Origin of the sequence: Roseibium sp., from assembly GCF_039982295.1 — a bacterium.
Taxonomy (GTDB): Bacteria; Pseudomonadota; Alphaproteobacteria; order Rhizobiales; family Stappiaceae; genus Roseibium.
The window spans coordinates 25,212-49,492 of record NZ_JBDWYP010000078.1 but is presented as its reverse complement, the minus strand read 5'-3'; the positions used below and the strand labels follow the sequence as shown (position 1 = coordinate 49,492).

Genomic DNA, 24,281 nt, shown 5'->3' with positions numbered 1-24,281 from the left:
TTCTCCCCTTGATGAAGAATCCGGACACGTTGCCATCATGAAATGTGGCTCGGAGGTGTCTTGGACCGGGGCAAACTAAGGCCGTTCTTTCCGTAAAATCAACAGCAGAAAAATTTCGAATTTTAGGCCATTTTCGAAATATTTTTACTAGGTAAGTGTCACTGCCGTAATAAAGACTACTCGGAACCTTGTTCAGGCAGAACAGGCTTCCCTTATGGAAACCTGTTCGCCACTGACAATTAAACGGTTGTATTTATTGGCATTATACCAAGTTGCGTGAGATGGCGGGCCATCACGTTTCCGAAGAGGTCGAGCGCGTTCGCCGAACGGCGTCGCGCCAACCGGCAAGAAGATGATCACGTTCACTTTTCGCCATGACCGGGGAAAATCTTCTGTCCAGGCGCCATCTTGAGGAGAATTCCTCCTGCCCGGGCCAAACACTTGCTCGTGATCCGGCCAGCCAGGCCGCTCCAAGCGCTGTCGTTTCGGCCACACTTGGCCGATCGACCGGCGCTCCGAGAATGTCGGCGAGGAACTGCATGGTCCAGTCCGAGGCGGTCATGCCACCATCGACGCGCAACACAGTCTCGCCCTGAGCGCTCCAGTCTGCCTGCATGGCATCAATCAGATCGCAGGTCTGATAGCCAACGCTTTCGAGCGCGGCCCTTGCGAAATCTGCTGGCCCCGTCGCGCGGGTCAGGCCGTAGATCGCGCCGCGCGCATCTGCATCCCAATGAGGGGCACCAAGACCGACGAAAGCCGGCACCATGTAGATGGGCTGTTCCCGATCCGCCCTTTCGGCAAGTCCCTGCGTCTCTTCCGCCGACGAGATCAGCCCCAGGCCATCACGCAACCACTGAACAGCCGCGCCTGCAACGAAGATGGATCCTTCGAGCGCATAGGTCGGCTTGCCATTCAAACGATAGGCAATAGTGGTCAGGAGCCGATTGCGCGACGCCACCGGACTGTCACCTGTGTTGATCAAGGCGAAGCACCCGGTGCCATAGGTCGATTTGACCATGCCCGGCTCGAAGCACGCCTGACCGACCGTAGCTGCCTGTTGGTCACCGGCAACGCCCAGGATCGGCAAGGGCTTGCCAAAGAGATCCGCGCGGGTCATGCCGAAATCATCGGCGCAATCGCAAACCTCCGGCAACATGGACATGGGAACGCCGAGCAGCCGGCACAGGTCCTCGTCCCAAACGTTGTCGTGGATGTTGAACAGCAGCGTTCGGGACGCATTGGTCGCATCCGTGACATGACGTTCGCCGCCCGTCAGATGCCAGATCAGCCAGCTGTCGACGGTCCCGAAGGCCAATTCGCCGCGCTCTGCACGCTCTCGAACGCCCTCGACTTGATCGAGGATCCACGCCACTTTGGTGCCGGAGAAATAGGGATCGAGCAAGAGCCCGGTTTTTTCCGTGAACAGTGGTTCATGGCCTTCCTTGCGCAACTTTGCACAGAACTCCGACGTCCGGCGATCCTGCCAGACGATGGCGTTGTAAACGGCCTTGCCTGTCTTGCGGTCCCAAATGACAACGGTTTCGCGCTGATTGGTAATGCCGATGGCCGCGATGGCCGCGACGGACACATGCGCTCGCTCCAATGCCTCGCGGCACACAGCAGCGGTCGTCGACCACAGGTCTTCAGGGTCATGCTCGACCCATCCCGATTTTGGAAAATGTTGCTTGAATTCCATCTGGCCGACACTGATCGGCTGAAAGTCACTGCCAAACACGATCGCCCGGCTGGACGTGGTTCCCTGATCGATGGCCAGAATGGCACCCGCCATGGCAACTTCTCCCTATGTGGATGGGGACCTGTCGCCAAATGCGCAGATCACCTCTGTCTTGTTGGTTTTATGCAGCAGCTTCTGCTTTTTCCGCAAGATAGCGCTTGATGAATGCCTCAAGAACAGCTGTTTCGGTCTCGGAGAAATGCAGACCCAGCTTCGACCGGCGCCACAGGATGTCTTCGGCCGCGCGCCCCCATTCCCGATCAATCAGCCAGCGCACTTCGGGCTCGTACAGATCCGCTCCGAAACACGTTCCAAGATCCTCTGCCCTTTGAGCGTCTCCCAGCAATGGGCTCGCATCGGTTCCGTATGCCCGAACCAGGCGCTCGGCATGGGCTTTGGCAAGGAAGGGGAAATCGGCCTCGAGCGAACTCACCTGCGCATCAAAATCAAGCGGCCCGAAATCACCGCCCGGCAGCGGTGCATAGGCTGTCCAGACACCACGCTTGAAAGGCAGGAACGGCTCGAGTTTCTCAAGCACTTGCTCCGCCAGTTTCCGATACGTGGTGATCTTGCCACCGAAAACTGAAAGCAGGGCTGCGCGGTCGCCCTCGCCGCCCTCAAGCTCCAGCACATAATCACGTGTTGCCGCCTTGGCGTCTTCTGCACCATCGTCATAAAGCGGACGCACACCCGAATAGGTGTGGATCACGTCTTCCGGCGTGACTGTCGAATCAAGATACTCGCTGACTGACTGGCAAAGGTATTCCACCTCTCCGTCCGAGATCTTCACGTCGCCTGGGTCGGCGTCATAGTCGACGTCTGTCGTTCCGATCAGCGTGAAATCGCGCTCATAGGGAATGGCGAAAATGATCCGGCCGTCACCATTTTGGAAAATGAAACAGCGGTCGTGATCAAACAGCCGGCGGACCACGATGTGGCTGCCCTTGACCAGACGCACGTTGGAGGTCCGGTTAGCACCGACGACACCCGACAGCATGTCGGCAACCCACGGCCCGGCCGCGTTGACCAGGGCCTTCGCCGTCACCGTACGTTCCTCTCCGCTTTCAAGATCGCGGAGGACGACTTCCCACAAGCCGCCTTCGCGGCGCGCATTGACACACTTGGTGCGCGTCAGGATTTTTGCGCCCCGGTCGGCTGCATCGCGTGCATTGAGGACCACCATGCGCGCATCCTCGACCCAGCAATCGGAATACTCGAAGCCTCTTTTGAACATGGCCTTGAGACCATGGGAGAACGGTGGCTGGTCCAGTTTGACCGTTTTGGTCGCTGGCAGGAGCTTGCGGCCACCAAGATGATCATAGAGGAAAAGACCCAGGCGCAGCAGCCAGGCGGGACGCAGTTCCTTGTGATGGGGCAGGATGAAACGCAACGGCCAGATGATGTGCGGCGCAGCCCTCCAAAGAACTTCGCGTTCCTTCAACGCTTTGCGCACAAGGTCGAATTCGTAATATTCAAGATACCGCAGTCCGCCGTGGATCAGCTTCGTTGACGCGGAGGACGTCGCACCAGCGAGATCGCCCATCTCAGCCAGGAGAACCGATGCTCCACGGCCAACCGCGTCGCGCGCGATGCCGGTGCCATTGATCCCACCGCCAATAACCACGAGATCATAATCGGGCGTCATTCATTTCTCTCCCGGAATTTTTTGCTCGCGCCCACAAACGCGATTTATCCTTGAAAGCGAAAATAAAACGAAACTTTACGAAATTCAATCAAACAAAAACCGCCACTGGCATCCAGCGGCGGTTTTTCTACTCATCAATGCATGCATTATTCGTCTGGTGCGATAGAAGTATCCAGGGCGGGGATATCAGGCGCCTTGCCCGGCCTGGTCTGCGCCGGGCTCAGCCCCCCTTTTTCGGCAGATGGGAGAGCTCCCGCTTCGGCAGGAGCCGCTGGCACCGCTGAATGATATGTCACCTGCGGGAACGGGATCTCGATGTTCCACTCATCGAAGACCTCTTTCACAAACTCGTTGTAAGCGCGCCCGGTCGACCATTGATCACCTGGCGTGGTCTTGATCCGCACGCGGATGTCAATCGCGCTGTCGCCGAAATTCGTGACGCCATGCATCTCCAGATCGCCAATGATCCGGCCGCCGTATTCACTTTGCTGCAAGCGCTGAAATGCCTCCAGAAGCGCCGCCTTGGCATGCTTGATGTCTGTGTCGTAGGAAACGCCGATGATCGCGACATGGTAGGAAAAGTCGCGCATGAAATTGGAGACCATATCGACAGACGAGAACGGCACGATGTGCGTCGTGCCTTCCAGATCGCGCATGCGCACGGAACGGACCGTCAGTCGTTCAACGGTCCCCGTGACACCACCGACCGTAACCACATCGCCCTCGTTGATGGCGTTTTCGATCTGGATGAAGGCACCCGTAATGATGTCCTTGACCAGGGTTTGTGCACCGAACGAGATTGCAAGACCCACGACACCTGCACCGGCGATCAGCGGAGCGATATCAATCCCGATTTCCGACAGGGACAGCAACGCAGCCATCACGATGATCACCACCGTGAACGCATTGCGGAACAACTGGAATAGCGTTCGAACGCGCGCGGTCACCACATAGCCCGCATGTTCGCGCAGCCGAAGGTCGACCCACGACATGACCGCAAGCCAGATGGCGAAGCCAACCAGAAGCACCAGCGCTGCCGAACCGTAGCGTCCCAGTAGATCAACGCCGCTCGGTGAAGCAACCCAGTTGCTCAAGCTCAAAACGCCCCAGATCTCGAGCAGAACCAGAACCGTCACGACAAAGACGACAAAACGCAAAATCCTAAGGATCCGCGGCAAGAAGGTATTCAACCGCGTCTCAAGCGCAGGAAGGTTCGTGCGCAGGTCTTCCGGAAGCCTGATGCCCCCGGTGATGGCTCGCGTCATGGCCAGTGACACCAGGAACCCGCCCATGATCGTCAAGATCGAATAGCCCGTTGCCTGCATGACAATGGCAACTGCATCAAACGGGCGGGACATCCAGACACCAAGCACCATCAGGATGTAGAGATACGCGAGCCAATGCCAGACATCGGCCAAGCCGACCAAAACACGTTGCGCCAGATCGCTGGACAGGTTCTGGGCGTAGGTCTTGATGCCTTGCGCAACATCGCGGCTGTTTTTGCGAACGAGCGCGAAGAGGAACACCGCAGCGAGAAGCACCACGAGAACCCGAACCGCGTTGCCAACGACGAAGGACACGGTGAGGTTGGCCACCGGAACACCCAGCATCTGTCCGTAGCCGAAGAAGGCCACGACAAAACCGAGGCGTTTCGCCCAATACCGTGCAGACTCATCATCAAAAGGCAGAAGCCGCAGCATGGGTCGCTCCGGCGCAAAGACAAAACGCAGTCCGGCCTTGGCAATGCCCGTCACCAGAAACGCGTTCAGTGCCAGGCTTTCGAGGAGAGACGCACCGCTCTCAAGGCCTCCGAACGTGAAAAGCGCAGCGCTGTTGCCGGCGGCCCAGCCTGCCCCAACCGTTAGAAGGTCGGCAACCGTCGTGACCACCAACAGTAAGGCCCGCATGACCACACCGCCATATTGCGCCTTGAGTACGTATCGCTGGAAGATCATGTGAAGCAGGCGCTGCCCGATCAGGAAAGCGACGAAGGCAACCCCCAGCACAAGGACCACTTCAATCGTCGCCTGCCGGGCTTTCTCCCAGCGCACTTGAACCTCGCCATTGGCCAGAAGCACCAGACCGTTCAGAGCGTGACGGACGCGTGCGAAACTCGCGCCTGCGCTGTCGACCGCAGACCTCGTATACTGCCCTAGGCGAACGGCAAAGGTTTGATCATCGCCTGCTGCAGCGGCGCCACCATCTGATCTGGAGGCGCCGGCTGTTGCCTCACCGCCAGATTGCGCATCATCACTTGCGCTCGTCTCGTCGGATTGATCTGAAGGCAGCTCTTTCAAACGCTGGATCAGCGCGTCGCGGCTTTCCGGGTTCTGTAGAACCTTGATCAAGGCCTCACTGGCCGCATCCAGCGATGGCTCCACATTCGCAGTTTCGCTCGCATCCCCGGAACTGTCAGAGGACGCCGCAGAACCGGGAAGCGGTATATTTTGCGCAAAAGCAGCGGACGGCTGCACCGAGCAGACAAACAGAAGAAATACGAATGCAGAAATGCGGGCAGAAACGGTCATTCATCCAAATCCGGTTGTTTGTCTGGTCGGAGCGTCTTGCATGGCTCTGTTCAAGCGCTGCAATACCCCGTTTTTAACGCACAAGGTAGCGCTACCGTTCCATGCACAAACAGAAAAGGGCGCATACTCAATGCGCCCTCCCCCAACTCTAACAGGACATTTGCCTTCAGGACCGCTTGCCGTTGTCCAGACGCGGGGTGTCCGCTCCCTCCACAAGGGCGTCCGGCAACATGTCAGACAGGAAATTCTGGTAGGAAACCGGCCGCAGGAAGCGTTCGATTGCTTTTGTGCCAACCGACGTGGAGCGCACATCCGTCGAAGCCGGATAGGGGCCGCCATGCATCATTGCGTGACTGACCTCGACTCCGGTCGGGAAGATGTTACGGATCAAACGTCCCGCCTTCCGCTCGACGATCGGAAGCAGAGGTGAGACTGCTTCCAGATCATCATCATCCATAATGAAGGTCGCGGTTAGCTGTCCCTCGAGTGCTTCCGCCACCTTGGCGACCGACGCCGCATCCGCACAGCGCACGACAACCGCCGCCGGTCCGAATACTTCATCGTGAAGGGCAGGGTTTTCCAGCCACACCTCGGAGCTGACGTCGAAGACCACCGGAGCTGCATCGCAAGCGCCACCAGCGCCCTCGCCTTTCATTGCCACTGTCGCCTTGCCGCTTTGTTCGCGTTCGGCAATTGCACTTGCATAAGCCTTGGCTATTCCCGCCGTCAGCATGGTCTGGGCCGGCACATCGCCAAGCGCTTTGCAGGCCGCGCTCAGGAAAGCATCCAGATGCGGTCCATCGAGGGCAATGACGAGACCAGGATTGGTGCAGAACTGACCAACACCCATCGTCAAGGACTGAGCCCATCCGGTGGCAATCTCGTCCCCACGGGACGCCAGAGCCTGTGGCATCAGGAAGGTCGGATTGATCGATCCGAGCTCACCGTAAAACGGGATCGGTTCCGCCCGTGATGTAGCCAGGTCGAAGAGCGCCCGGCCGCCGCGCAAGGATCCGGTGAAGCCAATGGCCTTGATCAGCGGGTGCGTCACCAGAGCACCGCCGGAGGTCTGGCTTGCGCCTTGGACAAGACCGAATGCACCGCTTGGCATACCGGTCTTTTCAATCGCGACACGGATCGCTTCGGCGACAATCTCAGCCGTGCCCGCATGGGCCGGATGCCCCTTTACGACCACCGGGCACCCGGCAGCCAGAGCCGATGCCGTATCCCCGCCTGCGGTCGAAAACGCCAGGGGGAAGTTCGAGGCGCCGAAGACGCCGACAGGACCGATGGGCTTCAGCATCAGCCGGATGTCCGGCCGCGGCAGGGGCTGGCGGTCCGGCATCGCCCGGTCAATCCGCGCATCGAAACAGCTGCCTTCCTCGATCCAGTCTGCGAACAAGCGCAGCTGGCCGGTTGTTCTGCCTCGCTCGCCGTTCAAACGCATTTCAGGAAGCGCCGTCTCCTTGCATCCTGTTTCTGTCAGGTCAGCTCCGCGCGCCTCGATCTCGTCCGCAATCGTCCTGAGGAAATTCGCCCGATCTGCAGTCGACGTACTGCTGAAGCCTGCAAACGCGCGCTCTGCGGCTTCGGCGGCCTTGGCAACCGTTTCTGCATCGGCATCTTGAACGGTCGCCTGCAAAACCTCACCGGTTGCCGGATTGACCGTCTGGAAAGTCCCGCCACCTTAGACCCAGGCCCCATCGATCAAATGCTTACCGTTCAGCATGGCTTTTCCTTCCCAATTTCACTCTTGATACCGCGCGCAGGCGGAGTCGCCAGACACTTGCAAGGGCTTTTCACGCCGTGCCGGCAAATGCAAGCCGCGATCGCGTTGAACCGCGTGCGGAAGTTCCGGTCGAAACCAAAAATTCACCATGTTTCATAACGTAGTTCTAACAAGGTCAGTTGTACTGTTCCGCCAATGGGGGACTGGATGTTTTATCAGCTGCTTGAAATGGCCAAGGAAAACACAGCTGAAGCGCGCGGCGCGCTGATGCTTGGCTTGGCAGATATTCTCGTCCACGACATCGAGAAACGCTCCGAAGAGGAGCTAAAGATGTTCGGCGAGATCGCTGTGTTGCTGTACCGCACAGCGCCCAAACCTGATCGCATCCAGTTGTCGCGCAAGGTCGCGTCCGAGCTCCGGACGCCGGTCAACCTGGCCATGACACTTGCGAGTGATGACATCTCTATCGCCTTGCCGGTACTCGAGAAATTCCCGGCTTTCACCCCGGAGAACCTTCTCCGGCTCGCAGACGAACTGGACGACGAACATCTTCAGGTTCTCGCAAGGCGCGCGGATATCAACACCAAGGTCTCCGACAAGCTGGTTCGGCGCGGATCAAAGGTGGTTCACCGCATACTGGCCGGCAACCGGGAAATACGCCTTTCGCAAGTCGCGTTGAAAGCTCTTGTTCGTCATGCTGTTCAGGATGTCGTGCTGCGTGAGGATCTGGCCCTTCGCTCCGACCTTACCCCGACCGTCTGCACCATGCTCATGCCTCATGTACGAGGAGCAACCCAAAAGCGCCTGCAGAAGCTGATTACCGGGGCACTGTCCAAATCGGACCTGGACAAGCTTGCCCGGCTGCGGGAACTGCGAAAGGAACACGGCACCCATATTGACCAGCTGGACGGCAAGCCACTCTGGAACTACGCACAAGCAAACGAAATCTCGTTGAACGAACTCGTCGTTCTCATGCTTCAGGATGAACGCCTCGCCCACGTGGCTGATCTTCTCGGCCAAAAGGCGCGTGTTGCGGTCGGCACGGCTCGCGACGCGGTCTTCAAGGGCAATGTCGAACGGATCGTCGCCATCGCTCAATCAGCAGGCCTTTCGACCGATGCCTTCTCGCTTCTGGCAAAAGCGCGCTGCAAGCATTTGCGGATTCCCAGTTCCAAGGCCGCCGAATGGATTTCGGCCTATGTAGCTGCTCAGACTGGCAACACCACCAATAAAAAGCGCCGCGGCGACGGAGCATTTGCAGCCAAGCGCAAGATTCGCCCCCCGCGCGATGCGGCCCGCCGCCTTGCCGCTATTTGAGTGTTTTCCGGCGCGCGCACAGAAAGGCGGCCAGCGCCGTTGTGAGTGTGGCAGCTGCGTAGAACCATAGGCCGGGCAGCACACTGGCTGCCGCCAGACCGCTCGTCTTGGCAGCAAACAACACCAGCGCGACCAGCATCACATCAAGCATGGACCACTTGCTGACCATGCTCAGAAAGTGAAGCGATCTGCTCGCCCCGCCTGACAGCGCCGCTACATGGGTCAACAGGATTTTCAGGGCCGGAAATCCGATCGAAACCGCTCCAATCACGATGGCCAGTCCATGCTCCTGATCACGCCAGAGCACCAGAACCATATCCACCAGCGACGGTCGATCCTCCAGGATGAACAGTCTTTCGAACCGCATGAGCGGCAGGGTCAGGCCGAGAGCGAAGGAGAACGTTGCAATGGGCAGCAACAAGGCAATCGCAAAACGCATGCGCGAGTAAAAACCTTCTCAAGGTGGAGCGCGACCCATCCGCGGATCGGCACAACAGACAAAAGTCCCTTGCCGCAGAACCTATACGACAGCCCAGGCCTCGCCAAATCATATCCTGTCTGCGTTTCGCCCCCTGCCTCCAACTTGATGGCCCAGGCGCGACCTTCATTGAGCCAGGCAGCATAAAGGCCCGAACCGGTTTCCCGCTTCGAGCCTTTATGAAATGTCACATCCGCCAGGAGAGCAGAAAAAGATTGATCAGCGTGCCCGGGCGCGGGCCGCAATCTCGTCCAGCTGATCCTGTTCGGCAATTTCCTGGGCCGTGCGCTCACGTTGCTGATCGCGCTCTTCCAGTTGCTCGAACTTTTTCAGTTCTTCGATGGCTTCATTCAGCTCATCGCGCGCGCGCTCAAGTTGCTCATCCAATTCCAGTGCGGAATTTTTCAGATTGTCACGGCGTGTTGCCGCAGCCTTTGCGAACGTCGGATAGGCAAAATGCCCCACGTCGGTAATGCCGACACGTTCCTGCTCACTCCGGATCTGGTCGTCGAGTTCGTCGGCCATCCGGTTGAATTCTGCGATCATCGTCTCGATCTGAGACAACTGCCGCCGTTTGTCATCGACCTGAAAACGCTTCAGGCGAATTAGACTGTCTCGGGTTTTCATTACTCAATACTCCCCTAGCAGAGCGATACTACCCCGGAGTCATTTCCAAAAGGTTGGCAAGCTGCAAATAACCATCCTGAAGTGAGGTTGCCTCGTCCTTGCCTTGGTTCAAAAAGGCCTCCATCGGCTCGAAACGGGCAATCGCCTCATCCACAACTGGATCAGAGCCCTTCCTGTAGGCGCCAAGCCGGATCAGCTCTTCCATGTCGGTATAAGTGGACAGAAGCTGCTTGGCACGGCGCAGGACGGGCAGATTTTCTGACGGCACACAGCGCGGCATCGTTCTGGAAACCGACTTTAGCACATTGATGGCCGGATAGCGCCCTCGCTCGGCGATCCCTCTCTCCATCACCACATGGCCGTCGAGGATACCACGAACGGCATCCGCGACCGGCTCGTTGTGATTGTCCCCTTCCACAAGCACCGTGAAGAGACCGGTGATTGCACCACTCCCGACTTTTCCCGGGCCCGCGCGTTCAAGGAGTCGCGGCAACTCAGTGAAGACCGTTGGCGTATAGCCTTTCGAGGTTGGCGGCTCGCCAATTGAAAGGCCGATTTCCCGTTGTGCCATGGCAAAGCGGGTAATTGAGTCCATCATGCAGAGCACGTTTTGGCCTTCATCGCGAAAATGTTCGGCAACCGTCATGGTCAGATAGGCCGCCTGCCGGCGCATCAGGACACTTTCGTCAGATGTGGCCACGATCACCACCGAACGGGCGAGGCCCTCTTCACCCAGATCATCCTCGATGAATTCCTGAACCTCGCGGCCACGTTCACCGATCAGCCCAATGACAGCGACATCACAATCCGTATTGCGCGCCAGCATCGACATAAGCACGGATTTACCGACGCCAGAACCGGCAAAGATGCCCATGCGCTGACCTTCGCAGCAGGTCACAAAGGTATTGAGCGCACGAACGCCAAGATCCAGAGGACCGCCGACTCGCGCACGATCGGATGCCGGCGGCGGCGAACTTCGCAATTTTCTGGGAACCTCACCGCCAGGCAGATCGCCCTTGCCGTCGATAGGTTCCCCAAGGGCATTGACGACCCGGCCCAGCCAGCCGTTCGCCGGATGCACAACACTGTCACGCGCAGTGATCACGGCCTTGCAGCCCATTCGGACGCCTTCAAGACCCGAGAAAGGCATGCACAGAGCATGGTTATCCCTGAAACCCACAACCTCGGCCGGGACTTTTGGGTTGTCTTCGCCACTGTCGATCATCAGTCGTGAACCCACGCTCATTTCGTGGATAGGGCCGGCAATTTCCACCAAAAGCCCCTGTACCGCGGCGACCCGACCGTAAATTTCAGTCGCCATAAGCGAATCAATTTCGGCAAAAAGCGACTTCAAATCGAATTCCTTTCAGGAGTTAACGGTTTTGGTAACCTATCGTTTACGTCTCTGCTTAATCTTAATGAACGGAACGTTGACAGGCGAGAGCCATTTCAGGGTCCAGCAGTTTTGTGGAGAATGAATCTGAACGGAGTCGGTTAGCACCGCTTCCTAATGTAAAACATTAAGCCTCTTGATTCCGGAAATTTTCTGCGGACTCAAGAACTTGCTGTTTTTCACAGATTACTTCCCCTGGAGCTTGCCGCTGCGAATTAGATTTTGTTAACCATAAACGACTAGCTTTGGGTCGGGGTTAACAACAGTCCTACGTAGCAGGCACCGACAGAGCCGTTGCGACTTGCCCAGGAAAGGCAACATAAGGGGATTGGCATGCGTGTATTGTTGATTGAGGATGACAGTGCGACGGCACAGAGCATTGAGCTCATGCTGAAGTCTGAAAACTTCAACGTCTACACGACAGATCTTGGTGAGGAAGGTATCGACCTCGGCAAGCTGTACGATTATGACATTATTATGCTTGATTTGAACCTGCCGGACATGTCCGGTTATGAGGTTCTTCGCACCTTGCGGGTCTCGAAGGTCAAGACGCCGATCTTGATCCTGTCCGGCAATGCCGGCATCGAAGACAAGGTTCGCGGTCTCGGCTTTGGCGCCGACGACTACATGACCAAGCCATTCCACAAGGATGAGCTTGTCGCACGTATTCACGCCATTGTCCGTCGCTCGAAGGGTCATGCCCAATCGGTGATCGTGACCGGTGACCTCAAGGTCAACCTGGACACCAAGACCGTCGAAGTCGGCGGCCAGCGCGTTCATCTGACCGGCAAGGAATACCAGATGCTCGAGCTGCTTTCCCTACGCAAGGGCACGACCCTTACCAAGGAAATGTTCCTCAACCACCTCTACGGTGGCATGGACGAGCCAGAGCTGAAGATCATCGACGTCTTCATCTGTAAGCTGCGCAAGAAGCTCGCCGCAGCAACATCAGGCAAGAACTACATCGAAACTGTCTGGGGCCGTGGCTACGTGCTGCGCGAACCGGAAGTCGAACAGGCTGCCTGATCCCAGGACCTGGCGGTCCTGATGCTATTTCAAGCCCCCGCCCCGGCGGGGGTTTTTGTTTGTCCGGGCGATCGCAGATAAAAAAACGGCCAGGTCATCAAGACCCGGCCGCTTGGCGCCTCTAATGTTGAATGGTGGGGCCACTCATTAGAGACTAAGCTGATAACTTTCCGCGACATACCGGAAGTTGTCGCCATCCGCCTCGACGTATCCCACTGCCGGGAACGGCATGTGATAGCCAACGAATGGCACCTTGTCGCTTGCGAGCATTCCAAGAACCTTGCGGCGCGTCGCAGCAGCAGCCCCCTTGTCCATGTCGAAGCGCACTTCCCAATCAGGATGCGCCAGTGACCAGACGTAGTGGTTGGCAGTGTCTGCGGCCAACAGAAGCTGCTTGCCCTGACTTTCGAGCATGTAGATCATATGCCCGGGCGTATGACCGCCAGCTGCCATGGCCGTAACACCTGAGACGACGGAACCACCATCTTCCAGGAAGGTCATTTTCTCGGCCAGCGGCTTGACGTTCTTCGCCATAAGTTTGGTCACGCCATTGGCTTCCGGATCCATCTTGGACCAGAAGTCATATTCGGCCGCACCCGTCACATAGCGGGCATTCGCAAATGCCGGCTGGCCGCCTTCCATGAGGCCGCCGATGTGATCTGGATGCATGTGGGTCAGCACGACGATATCGACCTGCTCGGGCGTGTAGCCGGCGCTTTCGACCGCCGCACGCATGTTACCGCGTGCCGGGCGACCACCTTCACCGACGCCGGTATCAAACAGAACCAGCTCTGTCCCTGTGTTCACCAGGGTCGGGGTGAAAAAGGCCTTGAAGCTGTCAGAAGGAATAAAATTGTCCGAGGACACAGCTTCGAACTCGGCTGCCTCCACACCCATTCCGAAGGTCTTCTGCGGGTCACCGGCTGGCACGACACCGTCAAGCAGGGTGTTGACCTCGAAGTCCCCGACACCGTAGCGCGCAACCGGATTGGACAGACCGCCCTGCTTTTCGGCAGAGGCAAAAGCCGGGCCCGAGCCCGCCAGAACAGCACCTGCAGCAGCGCCACCTGCACCCAGAAGTGCGGCGCGGCGGGAAATCTCGACCTTCAGATCGCTCATGTCATTCTCCTGATTTTCGTCAAGGCCCCTCCCGAAGTCATTCTACTGTTTCGAAAACAGAATGAGGCAGCGTCGGTCGGCTACCCGCCTCCACAAACCCGTCAGGGTAAGAGAGGCGGGCGGTCCGCCGCAGGACCGGATCAAATTCCATAGGAGAATGTGGCACCCTGGGCTGTTTCGGAAAGTGGCCCACCCGTTTTCTTCACGAAATGCGCACAAAAAATAAAGCAAGCGCTTTTTATTATATCTGACAATACGTTAGAACGCACCTCCCATTCATGCATCTTAGATGGTAGGGTGAAAATCACACCATCGGAGGCGATTTTGGTTCCATTACCCCTGAAGGAGTTGTCAATCCTGAGCGGCCTGAGTGCCGTTTTGATTGCTGCTACCCAAATTGCCGTGCCAAACGGATGGCATCTTCTCGGCGCCTATGGCTACTGGCTCGTCCGTATTGCACTGGAGGCAGCCCTGTTTGTCGGTGGCCTTCAGGTCGCCGTTCAGATCGCTGGCGTGCAGCGCCATCGCTTTGCTCTGGTTCTCGCAACCTGCCTGACAACGCTCGTCCCGTTTGTTCTTGCAACCACGGCCATGGACATCATCTTGGGTCTCCCGGAACTCGAACGCCTGCCAATGGTCGGTGTTCCCTTCGAGGGCCCGCAAAATGCACACCCGGTCGGCGACAGACTGGTCATCTTTGTTTATGAGCTTTGCTTTCTGCTGGACAACCATCTGGCACTTTGCTTGCTGATCACCGCCCCCTGGATCCTTCGGCAAGGAGCGGAGACGGAGGCCAGTGCCGCAAAAGCTTCTTCTGAGAAGCCGCAAGGGGCAGGACTTGAGGGACACGGCCAAGCCCCCCCGGGCACCCCCGCTGAAGGCGAGTTAGCCTCCGGCGAGGCTACGTCACCACCAGCAACGCCTTTCCTGCAACAACTCGAACCGGCGTTTGAAACACGTCTGCTGCGAGCGGAGGCCCAGGAACACTATGTCCGGCTTATCGGCGAGAGCGAAACCCGCATGATCCTGTTTCGATTTGCTGATCTGATGAGACTGCTTCCCGAAGAAATGGGCAGCCAGGTCCACCGAAGCCATTGGGTCGCCCATGACGAGGTCAAGCATTGCTACAAAGACGGCAGCAACCTGCGCCTGAAGATGAAGGATGGGTCGACGGTCCCGGTGAGCCGCAGCAACGCCAAGAGTGCCATGGAGCGCTTCGGCGCGAGCGCCTGAAAAGCAAACGGCGACCCGTAGGTCGCCGCTGTGTTTTCAGTCATGACAATTGCCTGGTCTTCAGCGCGTGGATGCACCTGCAACCAGTCTCGGGGCAACTGCTCCCGGCCGTGCCGCGGCCTGCTTGCGCTGAAACAGTCCACGCTTGCCCGGGACAGGCTTGAACGCGTCAGTCAGCCCAACGACCGTTTCCGCTGCACCGAGAACCAGGAACCCGTCATCTGGCACCATCTTGGCAAGACGGTCGAGGATTTCCGATTTCGTCTGCTGGTCGAAGTAGATCAACACATTGCGACAGAACAGGATGTCGAATTCGCCGAGATGGCTGAAATTGTCGAGAAGGTTCAGCTTCCGCCACTCGATCATCGCCCGCATTTCCGGGTTGATCTGCCACATGTCGCCCTTCTGATCGAAATACTTCAAAAGCATCTGGATCGGGAGGCCGCGCTGAACTTCGAACTGGCTGTAAAGGCCGGCCTTGGCCTTTTCCAGAACCTCGTTCGACAGATCCGTACCGAGGATGCGCGTGCGCCAGCCTGCCAGCTTCGGGCCGGCTTCCTTGAGGCAAATGCCCAGGGAATAGGGTTCCTGACCCGAAGACGCCGCAGCGCACCAGATCTTCAGCGCACGTGTACGTGCCCTTGCTTCCAGGAGCGCCGGCAGCATGGTTTCGTTGAAATGGTCAAAGGGCGTCTTGTCGCGGAAGAAGAACGATTCATTTGTCGTCATCGCTTCGATGACATCGTTTTCCAGCTTCGAGTTACCACCGCGTTGCATGTTGCCGATCAGGCCACTCAGCGTATCGAGCTTCGCGGTTCTTGCGATTGGCAGCAAGCGGCTTTCAACCAGATATTGCTTGTCGTTGGACAGGACCAGACCAGACTTGTCCTTGAGAAATTTCTTCAGATACTCGAACTCAGCCGGGGTCATCGTGCGTTCCCCTTCAATACGCGCGCTACTTTGGGACCAATTTCAGGAAGCGGCAACACGTCGCTGCACATCCCGGTGTTTGCGGCGGCACCTGGCATACCCCAGACAACGCTCGTGGCTTCATCCTGGGTCAGAACGCTGCCGCCACCTGCAGCAATCGTCTTGACGCCAGCTGCGCCATCATGCCCCATTCCGGTCAGGATAAGACCAAGGGTCGCCGAACCATAGATCTTGGCGACGCTGTCGAAGAGTGGGTCGACAGCCGGCTTACAGAAATTCACAGGCTCACCATCCGTCAGACAGATCTTGACCGCTCCGGCGTCCTTTTCGAGGATCATGTGCTTTCCACCCGGGGCAACGTAAATGTTGCCCGGCTGCAGGACATCACCATGTGCACCCTCTTTCGCGGGACGCATGGCCGCCTTTCCGACGTGTTCAGCGAGAATCGCAGTAAAGGTCGGCGGCATATGCTGAGTGATAACGACCGGAACATCCTGAATGGCCGTTCCAATGTCCTTCATCACCTGCTGAAGTGCCTGAGGCCCGCCGGTGGACGACCCGATCGCGAGGATCCTCGGCTTGACCGCGGCGTAGGGACGAAGCTTGAAGGCGCCAGCCGGGGCCGCAGCCGCACCTGTTCCGCCCTGCGCCATCCGCAGCGGTTCACGTGTATTCGCCAAGCGGCCGACAGGAGCCTGGGAAACCGCCCGTCCTGCATTTGTTGCAGCCCGCATGGTGCGTCCAGGTCCACGCATCCGCCGAGCGCGAGTGCCCAACGCCTTGACCTTGTCGATCAATTCGCGGCGGAAATCGACAGAGGTTGTCACCTCAGAATTTGATTCCGGTTTTGGAACGTAGTCTGCAGCCCCAAGCGACAGGGCCTTCAAGCTGATTTCCGCATTCCGCCTGGTGAGCGTGGAGGCCATTATGACCACGAGGTCACGCTTCTTCGCCAGCATCAGCGGCAGCGCAGTCATGCCGTCCATTTCCGGCATTTCAATATCAAGAACAACCACGTCCGGGTTGCTCTTTTCAATGTCTTCAACGGCCAGCTTGCCGTTTCTGTGTGATCCGACGACTGAAAGTCCGGGATCAGAGTCCAGCCAACGAGTCAGCAAACCTCTGATAACGACGGCATCGTCGACAACCATTACGCGGATGGGGTCCGTGCCCGGGTTGGCCCCGGTCGTCATATTTTGTTGTGCAAAGGCCATTTACAGGGTCCAGTCGCAATTAGATGAGGCCGACTTCCTGAAACTTTGCTTCGACGATTTCGCGGTCGAAGGGCTTCATGATGTACTCGTTGGCACCCGCGCGGATCGCACGGGCGATATGAGCCACGTCGTTCTCCGTCGTGCAGAACACGACAATTGGCTTTTCACCACCATCTTCACCGCGAAGACTGGTCAGGAATTCCAGACCATCCATGACCGGCATGTTCCAATCCAGAAGGATTGCATCCGGCATGCTCTTCCGGCATTCGTCCAGAGCCTGCTGGCCATCTTCCGCTTCGGTAATATCGAAATTCATGTCTTCCAGGATGCGGCGGGCCACTTTCCGGATGACACTTGAATCATCGACGACAAGACATTGTTTCATCTCGTTTGTCTCCGTTGAACGGCCGGCAAAGCCGGCCGATTATCACGCTGCTGCCGCGGCCATTGGCTCTGGGAACATCGTGCCAAGCAGGCGGGCCACATCCAGAATGACCATCAGCTTGCCATCGAGGCGATGCACGCCACCTGAGATCTCGGCCCAACGCTTGTCCAGGTTGGACGGGTTGGATTCTGCGGAACTGCCCGGAAGGTTGAGCACTTCGCCAACAGAGTCGATGACGAGACCGTAGCTTTCCTGCTTGTACTCGATACCGACAGCCATCATCTGACCATCTTCCTGAGGCGGAAGATGGAGACGGCGGCGCATGTCGATCGCAGTCACAATCCGTCCACGGAGATTCAGAACCCCCGCAACTTCTGGAGCAGACAAAGGAACGCGCGTCACGCTTTCAGGCACAAACACATCGTGAACCTGGGAAATCGGGAGGCCAAACAGCTGGCCCCCAATCACCACGGTGACATACTGAATTGTGTCACCACCAGCCGAAACATTGTTTTCGATCATGGTCATGCGGCAACTCCCATTTCACCAGAGAACACATCCTTGAGCGCAGCAATGAGGCCGGGGCGGTCGAACTTGGCGACATAGTCGTCAAAGCCGGCCTGGCGTCCCCGTTCAATCGACGCCGGTGTGACCATGGCCGAGAGGGCCAGGACCGGCATGTTCCGGAAGCGCGGATCCCTGCGAAGGGCTTCGCAGAACTCGAAGCCGTTGATCTCCGGCATCTCGATATCGCTGACGACGGCGTGGAACTGACGTCCCTCCTCCAGCAGATCGAGAGCCTGACGCGGGCTGTTACAAGTGGTCACATCGTAACCAGCTGCCTTCAGAACCGGCGTCAGCATGTTGCGGAAGAACGAGCTGTCATCGACGAACAGAACCTTTTTGGTGAGGGCCTGAATGTCCATTTCCTTGCGCATGAACCAGTCTTCGAAGGCCTGCGGGAGATAGTAACCGAGATCGATAATCTCTGTTGCACGGTCCTTGATGACAGCCGAGCCAAGAACGCCTGGACGTTCGGATCCAACTTCAATGTTCATGTTGTCTTCGACAATGTCGACGATCTCATCGACAACGAGGCCCATGGAGCGACCGCTGTCAGAGAAGACCAGCATGGGCTGGGTTCCCTCGAGCTTATGCTGATCGCCGTCGTTGATGTAGACCAGCGGCATCAGGGCACCGCGATACTGAACCAGATCGCGACCATTTGAGCGCTCGATTTTCGAGACCTCGAACTCTTCCAGGCGTGTAACCAGGGAGAGCGGCACCGCTTTGGGCTCTGGAGCACCGGCACGGAACAAGAGCAGCGAAATAGACGACTGACTTGTATGTGCCTTGCGTGTCAGATCTTCGGCCTCTTCTTCGCTCTGCTCGGCAACCGCACTGGAGGCATGGCTGGCCATCGCGCTTGCGACACCGTTTGGATCGATGATCATGATAACCGAGCCATCACCCAAGATGGTGTTGCCGGAGAACATGTTGAGGTTCCGCAGCATGGTGGACATGGGCTTGACCACGATTTCTTCCGTATGGAAGACGCCGTCAACGACAACACCGAAGGTCTGGCTACCGACCTGCATGACAACGATGAAACCGTTATCGTCGTCGATCGCCTTCTCGATGTCCTCGCCTTCATAGATGCCCAGAAGCTGCGACATATGCACAAGCGGCAAGAGCTTGTTGCGAAGACGCAGGACTGGTGTGTCCTTGATCCGCTCGATACGATGTTCGGAATTGTGCTGAACACGCACCAACTCAACAACCGACAGCTGAGGAATTGCGAAGCGGTCGCCAGCGGCCTCAATGATGAGGGTCGAGACAATCGCCAGCGTCAGCGGGATCTTGATGATGAAGCTGCTGCCCTTGCCCGGCGTGGAGCGCAGGTCAACAGTACCACCGATCAGCTCGATGTTGTTGCGAACGACATCCATGCCGACGCCACGTCCCGATACACTCGTCACTGCTGCAGCTGTAGAGAATCCAGCGGCAAAAATGAACTTGTGGATCTGCGCGTCCGACATCTTGTCGATTTCGGCTTCGGTCGCGAGGCCGCGCTCAAGGACCTTGTCCTTGATCTTGTCGACATCCAGTCCCTTACCATCATCGCGTACTTCGATGATGATGTGACCGCCTTCATGGTAAGCAGCAAGGGTAATGGTACCCTTGTCTTGCTTACCGGCTTCGCGGCGCTCGGCAGGCATTTCGAGACCGTGGTCGGCAGAGTTCCGGACCATGTGGGTCAGCGGATCCTTGATCATCTCAAGGACCTGGCGATCCAGCTCGGTGTCGGCACCGATCATTTCAAGTTCGATCGGCTTCTCAAGTTCCTGACTGAGATCGCGAACGATACGTGGAAGCTTCTGCCAGGCGTTGCCGATTGGCTGCATCCGGGTCGCCATCACGCCCTCTTGCAACTCGGCTGTCACGTTGGACAGGCGCTGCAGAGGAACCTTGAACTCGCTGTCTTCATGACGGCGAACAATTTCCAGAAGCTGGTTGCGTGTCAGCACCAATTCGGAAACCATCGTCATCAGGTGTTCGAGCGTATCGACCGCAACGCGGATCGACTGATTGGAAACGGAAGAACCACCGGCTTTCTTTTCCGCCGGTTCGTCCTGTGCCTTTTCTGCCTTTTTGGCAGCTGGCTTGGCCGGTGCCTCAACCTTGGCAGGTGCGGCAGCTTCGACTGGCGCGGCTGCTTCTTCAGCAGCTGCAGGAGCCTCGGCTTCTCCGTCAGCAACCTCGACCTCAATCTCGGTTTCGCGGAAAGCACGCTCTAGATCATCCAGAGACACTTCACCAGGACGCAATTCGCGTTCCATGGTCTGCTCTGGAAGCACGTCGGCGGCCGCTTCCGGCTCTTCGGCTGGCGCAGCAGCTTCACCACCACTCACGGCAGCTTCTGCACTCATCGACATGCGCTCGAGTTCAGAGATCAGATCGCTGTCGTCGCCTGTAGGCTCTTCGCCTTCAGCCGCTTCCAATTCGCCAAGAATGTCCTTGATGCGATCAATCGAACTCAGGATAAGGGAAACCGCCTCGGGAGTGACCGGCACCCCTTCGCGGAACTTGCCCATGAGAGTTTCGGCGGCATGCGCGATCCCCTCAAGTCGGGGCAGGCCCAAAAAGCCGCATGTTCCTTTGATCGTATGAACGAGACGAAAAATGTTGTTCAAGATCGTCGCGTTGTTGGGTTCCTGCTCGAACTTAACGAGCTCTACGTCAACAACATCGAGACTTTCATTTGTCTCAGTTATAAATTCCCTGAGGAGGTCGTCCATGGCCTGCGCTCACCCGACTTGGTTACTGGTTCCGCGCCTACTGGAGGCGGCTGGACCGGGATGTCCATGTCAGTGAGGTTGGGCCGAAACAGTTAAGATACGCTGAAGCACCCCAAGACTTTTATAAAGTATGTCTATGCAGCCTTTTGAGCGGTGATGCGTACTGTGTCTTCTTCCTTCGACATGGCCAGAGACATTCCGCATTCGCGCGCAAGAAGAACGGTATAAATCGGCTGAACTGAATGGGCGTCAACACGCTCAGGCTCTTCGCCCGAAAGAGTTTCCTGCATGCCCAGAGGGATGCGCGGGTTCAACCCTTTCGCAGTCAGAATAAAGCTCGGGTTGCCCGGCTCGCCTTCCATAAGGACAGAAATCTGACCGCCGCGCGGCACGCACTGGTTTGCGATGAGAATAAGATTGAGCAGAAGTTTGACCAGGTTTTTCGGCATCAGGTGCCGCGCAACCTGCCAATCCAGATCCGACTTCTCATTTTCCATGAAGCCGGTCGCGACCACCTGCGCATCACCCAGGTCAATCTCGGCTCCCGCTGAACCCGCAGCGCCAAACGCAAGACGAGCAAACTGTAACTTTGCGGAAGCTTGGCGCGCACTCTTGCGAATAAGGTCCATGGCGAACTCGCGCATGTCCTCAGAGCCTTCCTCGTCCAGAACCTCGAGGCCATTGGTGATCGCTCCGACCGGACTGATGATGTCGTGACACACACGACTTGCCACCAGAGCGGAAAGATCAAGCGAGGAAAGTTCTTTGAGTTCGGACATGGCGTTTCAAAGCTCTTCAAGGGCGCAGGGCCGACAGGGTGATTCGAATGACAGTTAATTCAGGGATACACACGACAGACTACGCTGCCAAGCCGGAGGCGGAACTTACAAAGCAGGTTTACACCCGGTTTTCTGCGCGTGGACCTCGGCATCGGCCATTAGCTGCTTGGCATTTACGACAAACAAGAAACGATTGACGACAGAGTGGAAGAAAACGAGCTTTCCATCGACCAGCGCGAAAATGAAGGGATTGCCGGCCGTAGCGAAACCTTCCGACAGGGCATAAGCCCCACAGCCTGCGAACAAGGGAGCGTAAGTATCTGGGGCCCTTTTAAAAGCCTCCATATTGCCCTTGTTGACGAAAACCCACTCGGCACCACCCCATTTGAATTCCAGCTTGCGGCTTCCCTGACGCGGCTGCCGGTCCACGAAGTAGGCAACCGGATCGTGCCCGCCAATCGCATAACCGGCAATGGGATCGGGAATAAAAATCTGGGGACGTGCGAAACTTTCGCCAAGGATCATGATGCCAAGGCACGTCACTGCGGACATCAGCCACACACATGACCTATTTACAATACACTTTGGCATTGATTCGCTTCCTGATTCTTCCGATCGACAAGGCGAATCATCGATCGAACCCAGTAGACTCTACATCATCATGGCGCACTGTCCCGCGCCCCGGACGTAGCGAAACGCCTCTGCACAGGAGACCGGCTTAATGAATTGGCTCGCAACTACCTTCGCACAGAGAGCTCTTTTGGCTCTTTTCGCGCTTGGCGTCCTTTCCGCCACCACTCTGGACGGGCGAGCTGATCAGGGAAGCACGCTGCCGCCGCAAACCTACGGCGAAGATGAAATCGTGACGGCAGGCCATCAGTTCTTTGGATCGGTCTCAGGCGGACTTGCCTCGGTTGTCGAACGGGCCTTCAGTCAATTTGGCGAACCCAATGGCTACATTCTGGGGGAGGAAGGCTCAGGTGCCTTCGTCGCTGGGGCACGTTTTGGCGAAGGCAACCTTTATACCCGCAACGCCGGCACCCATAAGATTTTCTGGCAGGGGCCTTCGGTGGGCTGGGATTTCGGCGGCGACGGCGCACGTACCATGATGCTGGTTTATGATCTTCCCTCGATCGAGGCGATCTACAACCGCTTTCTCGGCGTCAATGGCTCAGCCTATCTGATCGGAGGTGTCGGCATGACCGTGCTAACGAACCACGACATCGTCGTCGTGCCGGTACGGGCCGGCGTTGGTGCTCGCCTGGGCGTCAACATGGGATATCTGAAGTTCACCGACAAACCGACCTGGAACCCCTTCTGAAGCAGCAAAACCAAATTAGCGCGACGTTAGAACTTGGCTGAATTGACCGGCTCGTCTATTGATGGGATGCTTTTGTATTCTTGAACAATTGACGGAGCCGGTCGTGATCGAAGCGGCAATGTATATTGCAATCGGTTTTTTCCTCGCCACATTGCTGGCGGCTGCGATCTTTCCCGCGATCTACAAGCGCGCGGTACGCCTCACCAAGGAGGCGATGAAGGCGGTCAATCCGGCCAGTTTCATTGAAGTTCGCGCAGCGCAAGACGTCGAGCGCGCCAAACATGCTCTGGCTCTGCGAAAAGCTGAGCGATTGGCCGAGACCGAGCGTCAGAAAAGCGCTCAACACAGACTGGAAGCCGGCAAACTGACCACTGACATGGTCAAGATGCAGACAGCGCATGCACAGGAACTGTCTGCACTTAAGGCCGAACTTGAAGCGGCACAGCAAAAAGCAGGCGGTCGAAAGGCAAGATCAAGCGCCCTTGCAGCAGAGTTGGAAAAGACCCGTGACCGTCTTGCTGAAACCGAAAAGGCTCTTGCTGCTGCGCGAGCCGATGCCGACCTGCTGAAAAAGGCTGAACCGGTCGCTGCATGGGCTCCCACTGACGATATGGTGGCTTTGACCACTATCACCGGCCTTGAGGCACAAATTGCAACATTGAAGGGGCAATTGGCGCAAACCGAGAACGGTGCACGCACCGATCAAACGCCTGACCCGCTGCTGCAAACCAACGAGACTGAACTGCGAGCCATGGTGACCAGGCTCGAAGCCAATCTCGTTGACGCCGAGACCCAGTACATCTCCGCACAGGCCGAGGTGACCCGACTGTCCCTCATCCTTGATCAGAGCAAAGAGCCAGCAGACGACCAAATCCGTGAACTTCGGCGTGATCTCAAATGGGCCGAGAATGAAAAAGCCAGGCTGACTGCGATTGTTCATGACCGCGAGAGAACCCTCGAACGCGCAAGGGCCCAGGTTGGCAAGTTGCGCCAGGATTTGAGAGCAGCTCCGGAACTTGCAACCGTTCGCTCTGAATTGGCCGCGTTAACCGCCCGAATTTCCAGCGGCGGGAAACCTGCGGCGCCAGGAAAGGCAAAGCCGACCAGAACTGCAAACAAACCGGTAAGCAACAAGGTTGCCTCACCCAGCTCTCCTGCTGCGGCTGACCAAACAGCAAAACCAGCGTCCCGACCATCAGACGCAGCCATTGCCAACGCAAATGCACTGATGAACCGGATCGTGCGCTCAAGCCGCGCCAACGCTGTCCGGTCAGATACATCTGCTGCGAGCGCAGCTCCCGCCCAAAAGACGTCCAGTGCCGTACCTGCCCAACAGAAGGCTTCAACCAGAAAGTCCGAAAAGCCCGCTGCCAGCCCCTCCAAGGAAGCTGGCACTATGGCCAAGACAAAGACGGCCGCCAAGCCCGCCCCTGCGAAACGGCCCGGCACACCTGGAACCAAAAAACGGGATGTTGCCTGAAGCTCCCCCCCAATAACGCCAAGCCCACCGTGTCAGGTCA

19 protein-coding genes and 1 pseudogene are annotated in these 24,281 nt (G+C 57.5%); 5 read left to right on the top strand and 15 right to left on the bottom strand.

Going from position 1 to position 24,281, the window contains the following annotated elements; all coding sequences use genetic code 11:
• Positions 1 to 292: 292 nt before the first annotated feature.
• The 4 genes and pseudogenes from glpK to ABJZ52_RS15775 form a co-directional block, all read right to left on the bottom strand.
• Positions 293 to 1,792, bottom strand: coding sequence for a glycerol kinase GlpK (gene glpK / locus ABJZ52_RS15790; protein WP_348184750.1), 1,500 nt, complete (start codon positions 1,790 to 1,792; stop codon positions 293 to 295).
• A 67-nt stretch (positions 1,793 to 1,859) separates the two neighbouring features.
• Complete coding sequence (gene glpD / locus ABJZ52_RS15785; RefSeq protein WP_348184748.1) at positions 1,860 to 3,383, bottom strand: glycerol-3-phosphate dehydrogenase; 1,524 nt, start codon at positions 3,381 to 3,383, stop codon at positions 1,860 to 1,862.
• Positions 3,384 to 3,529: 146 nt separating this feature from the next.
• Positions 3,530 to 5,911 carry a mechanosensitive ion channel domain-containing protein gene (locus ABJZ52_RS15780; protein ID WP_348184746.1) on the bottom strand — a complete coding sequence of 794 codons (2,382 nt, stop codon included), beginning with the start codon at positions 5,909 to 5,911 and terminating at the stop codon, positions 3,530 to 3,532.
• Between the two features lie 166 nt (positions 5,912 to 6,077).
• Positions 6,078 to 7,640 (bottom strand): annotated as a pseudogene (locus ABJZ52_RS15775) (aldehyde dehydrogenase (NADP(+))).
• Positions 7,641 to 7,847: 207 nt separating this feature from the next.
• On the opposite strand from ABJZ52_RS15775, the gene ABJZ52_RS15770 reads away from it, so the two are divergent.
• Entirely contained in the window at positions 7,848 to 8,957 is a 1,110-nt protein-coding gene (locus tag ABJZ52_RS15770; RefSeq protein ID WP_348184744.1) for a DUF2336 domain-containing protein, read from the top strand.
• Here the strand turns inward: ABJZ52_RS15770 and ABJZ52_RS15765 are convergent.
• From ABJZ52_RS15765 to fliI, 3 genes are all read right to left on the bottom strand, one after another.
• Positions 8,950 to 9,396, bottom strand: coding sequence for a paraquat-inducible protein A (locus ABJZ52_RS15765; RefSeq protein ID WP_348184742.1), 447 nt, complete (start codon positions 9,394 to 9,396; stop codon positions 8,950 to 8,952). The two genes, ABJZ52_RS15770 and ABJZ52_RS15765, sit on opposite strands and share 8 nt — an antisense overlap.
• Positions 9,397 to 9,654: 258 nt before the next feature.
• Positions 9,655 to 10,062, bottom strand: a complete 408-nt coding sequence (gene fliJ, locus ABJZ52_RS15760) for a flagellar export protein FliJ (protein ID WP_348184740.1) — start codon at positions 10,060 to 10,062, stop codon at positions 9,655 to 9,657.
• 28 nt (positions 10,063 to 10,090) lie between these two features.
• Positions 10,091 to 11,416: a flagellar protein export ATPase FliI gene (fliI, locus tag ABJZ52_RS15755; protein WP_348184738.1), complete on the bottom strand. Its 1,326-nt coding sequence runs from the start codon at positions 11,414 to 11,416 to the stop codon at positions 10,091 to 10,093.
• Positions 11,417 to 11,788: 372 nt separating this feature from the next.
• On the opposite strand from fliI, the gene ctrA reads away from it, so the two are divergent.
• Positions 11,789 to 12,481 carry a cell cycle two-component system response regulator CtrA gene (gene ctrA / locus ABJZ52_RS15750; protein WP_153771958.1) on the top strand — a complete coding sequence of 231 codons (693 nt, stop codon included), beginning with the start codon at positions 11,789 to 11,791 and terminating at the stop codon, positions 12,479 to 12,481.
• 147 nt (positions 12,482 to 12,628) lie between these two features.
• Here ctrA and ABJZ52_RS15745 read toward each other — a convergent pair whose 3' ends face one another.
• Positions 12,629 to 13,600 (bottom strand): MBL fold metallo-hydrolase, encoded by a 972-nt coding sequence (locus ABJZ52_RS15745; protein ID WP_348184736.1) that lies wholly within the window; start codon positions 13,598 to 13,600, stop codon positions 12,629 to 12,631.
• Positions 13,601 to 13,924: 324 nt separating this feature from the next.
• Between ABJZ52_RS15745 and ABJZ52_RS15740 the strand changes: the two genes are divergently transcribed.
• Positions 13,925 to 14,833 carry a LytTR family DNA-binding domain-containing protein gene (locus tag ABJZ52_RS15740; protein ID WP_348184734.1) on the top strand — a complete coding sequence of 303 codons (909 nt, stop codon included), beginning with the start codon at positions 13,925 to 13,927 and terminating at the stop codon, positions 14,831 to 14,833.
• 60 nt (positions 14,834 to 14,893) lie between these two features.
• On the opposite strand, the gene ABJZ52_RS15735 is transcribed toward ABJZ52_RS15740, so the two are convergent.
• The 7 genes from ABJZ52_RS15735 to ABJZ52_RS15705 form a co-directional block, all read right to left on the bottom strand.
• Complete coding sequence (locus tag ABJZ52_RS15735) at positions 14,894 to 15,763, bottom strand: protein-glutamate O-methyltransferase CheR (protein WP_348184732.1); 870 nt, start codon at positions 15,761 to 15,763, stop codon at positions 14,894 to 14,896.
• A complete protein-coding gene (locus tag ABJZ52_RS15730; RefSeq protein WP_348184730.1) occupies positions 15,760 to 16,977 on the bottom strand; it encodes a chemotaxis response regulator protein-glutamate methylesterase in 1,218 nt (405 codons plus the stop codon). Before ABJZ52_RS15730 ends, ABJZ52_RS15735 begins: the two co-directional genes overlap by 4 nt.
• Positions 16,978 to 16,996: 19 nt before the next feature.
• A complete protein-coding gene (locus ABJZ52_RS15725) occupies positions 16,997 to 17,362 on the bottom strand; it encodes a response regulator (RefSeq protein ID WP_348184728.1) in 366 nt (121 codons plus the stop codon).
• 42 nt (positions 17,363 to 17,404) lie between these two features.
• Positions 17,405 to 17,890 carry a chemotaxis protein CheW gene (locus tag ABJZ52_RS15720; RefSeq protein WP_348184726.1) on the bottom strand — a complete coding sequence of 162 codons (486 nt, stop codon included), beginning with the start codon at positions 17,888 to 17,890 and terminating at the stop codon, positions 17,405 to 17,407.
• Complete coding sequence (locus tag ABJZ52_RS15715; protein ID WP_348184724.1) at positions 17,887 to 20,661, bottom strand: hybrid sensor histidine kinase/response regulator; 2,775 nt, start codon at positions 20,659 to 20,661, stop codon at positions 17,887 to 17,889. The genes ABJZ52_RS15720 and ABJZ52_RS15715 overlap by 4 nt, the downstream gene beginning before the upstream one ends.
• Before the next feature lie 134 nt (positions 20,662 to 20,795).
• A complete protein-coding gene (locus ABJZ52_RS15710; RefSeq protein WP_348184722.1) occupies positions 20,796 to 21,440 on the bottom strand; it encodes a histidine phosphotransferase family protein in 645 nt (214 codons plus the stop codon).
• A gap of 105 nt (positions 21,441 to 21,545) precedes the next feature.
• Entirely contained in the window at positions 21,546 to 21,992 is a 447-nt protein-coding gene (locus ABJZ52_RS15705; protein WP_348184720.1) for a YHS domain-containing (seleno)protein, read from the bottom strand.
• 169 nt (positions 21,993 to 22,161) lie between these two features.
• On the opposite strand from ABJZ52_RS15705, the gene ABJZ52_RS15700 reads away from it, so the two are divergent.
• Positions 22,162 to 22,761, top strand: coding sequence for a DUF1134 domain-containing protein (locus tag ABJZ52_RS15700; protein WP_348184718.1), 600 nt, complete (start codon positions 22,162 to 22,164; stop codon positions 22,759 to 22,761).
• Between the two features lie 103 nt (positions 22,762 to 22,864).
• Complete coding sequence (locus ABJZ52_RS15695) at positions 22,865 to 24,241, top strand: hypothetical protein (protein ID WP_348184716.1); 1,377 nt, start codon at positions 22,865 to 22,867, stop codon at positions 24,239 to 24,241.
• Positions 24,242 to 24,281: the final 40 nt, after the last annotated feature.

What these genes read in the sequence shown, in the direction of transcription:
- ABJZ52_RS15730 (WP_348184730.1), bottom strand. Translation starts at nt 16,977, where the DNA reads ATGGCCTTTGCACAACAAAATATGACGACCGGGGCCAACCCGGGCACG.
- ABJZ52_RS15770 (WP_348184744.1), top strand. Translation starts at nt 7,848, where the DNA reads ATGTTTTATCAGCTGCTTGAAATGGCCAAGGAAAACACAGCTGAAGCG.
- ABJZ52_RS15710 (WP_348184722.1), bottom strand. Translation starts at nt 21,440, where the DNA reads ATGTCCGAACTCAAAGAACTTTCCTCGCTTGATCTTTCCGCTCTGGTG.
- ABJZ52_RS15705 (WP_348184720.1), bottom strand. Translation starts at nt 21,992, where the DNA reads ATGTCCGCAGTGACGTGCCTTGGCATCATGATCCTTGGCGAAAGTTTC.
- ABJZ52_RS15715 (WP_348184724.1), bottom strand. Translation starts at nt 20,661, where the DNA reads ATGGACGACCTCCTCAGGGAATTTATAACTGAGACAAATGAAAGTCTC.
- ABJZ52_RS15735 (WP_348184732.1), bottom strand. Translation starts at nt 15,763, where the DNA reads ATGACCCCGGCTGAGTTCGAGTATCTGAAGAAATTTCTCAAGGACAAG.
- fliJ (WP_348184740.1), bottom strand. Translation starts at nt 10,062, where the DNA reads ATGAAAACCCGAGACAGTCTAATTCGCCTGAAGCGTTTTCAGGTCGAT.
- glpK (WP_348184750.1), bottom strand. Translation starts at nt 1,792, where the DNA reads ATGGCGGGTGCCATTCTGGCCATCGATCAGGGAACCACGTCCAGCCGG.
- ctrA (WP_153771958.1), top strand. Translation starts at nt 11,789, where the DNA reads ATGCGTGTATTGTTGATTGAGGATGACAGTGCGACGGCACAGAGCATT.
- ABJZ52_RS15745 (WP_348184736.1), bottom strand. Translation starts at nt 13,600, where the DNA reads ATGAGCGATCTGAAGGTCGAGATTTCCCGCCGCGCCGCACTTCTGGGT.
- ABJZ52_RS15725 (WP_348184728.1), bottom strand. Translation starts at nt 17,362, where the DNA reads ATGAAACAATGTCTTGTCGTCGATGATTCAAGTGTCATCCGGAAAGTG.
- ABJZ52_RS15700 (WP_348184718.1), top strand. Translation starts at nt 22,162, where the DNA reads ATGAATTGGCTCGCAACTACCTTCGCACAGAGAGCTCTTTTGGCTCTT.
- glpD (WP_348184748.1), bottom strand. Translation starts at nt 3,383, where the DNA reads ATGACGCCCGATTATGATCTCGTGGTTATTGGCGGTGGGATCAATGGC.
- ABJZ52_RS15765 (WP_348184742.1), bottom strand. Translation starts at nt 9,396, where the DNA reads ATGCGTTTTGCGATTGCCTTGTTGCTGCCCATTGCAACGTTCTCCTTC.
- ABJZ52_RS15780 (WP_348184746.1), bottom strand. Translation starts at nt 5,911, where the DNA reads ATGACCGTTTCTGCCCGCATTTCTGCATTCGTATTTCTTCTGTTTGTC.
- ABJZ52_RS15720 (WP_348184726.1), bottom strand. Translation starts at nt 17,890, where the DNA reads ATGACCATGATCGAAAACAATGTTTCGGCTGGTGGTGACACAATTCAG.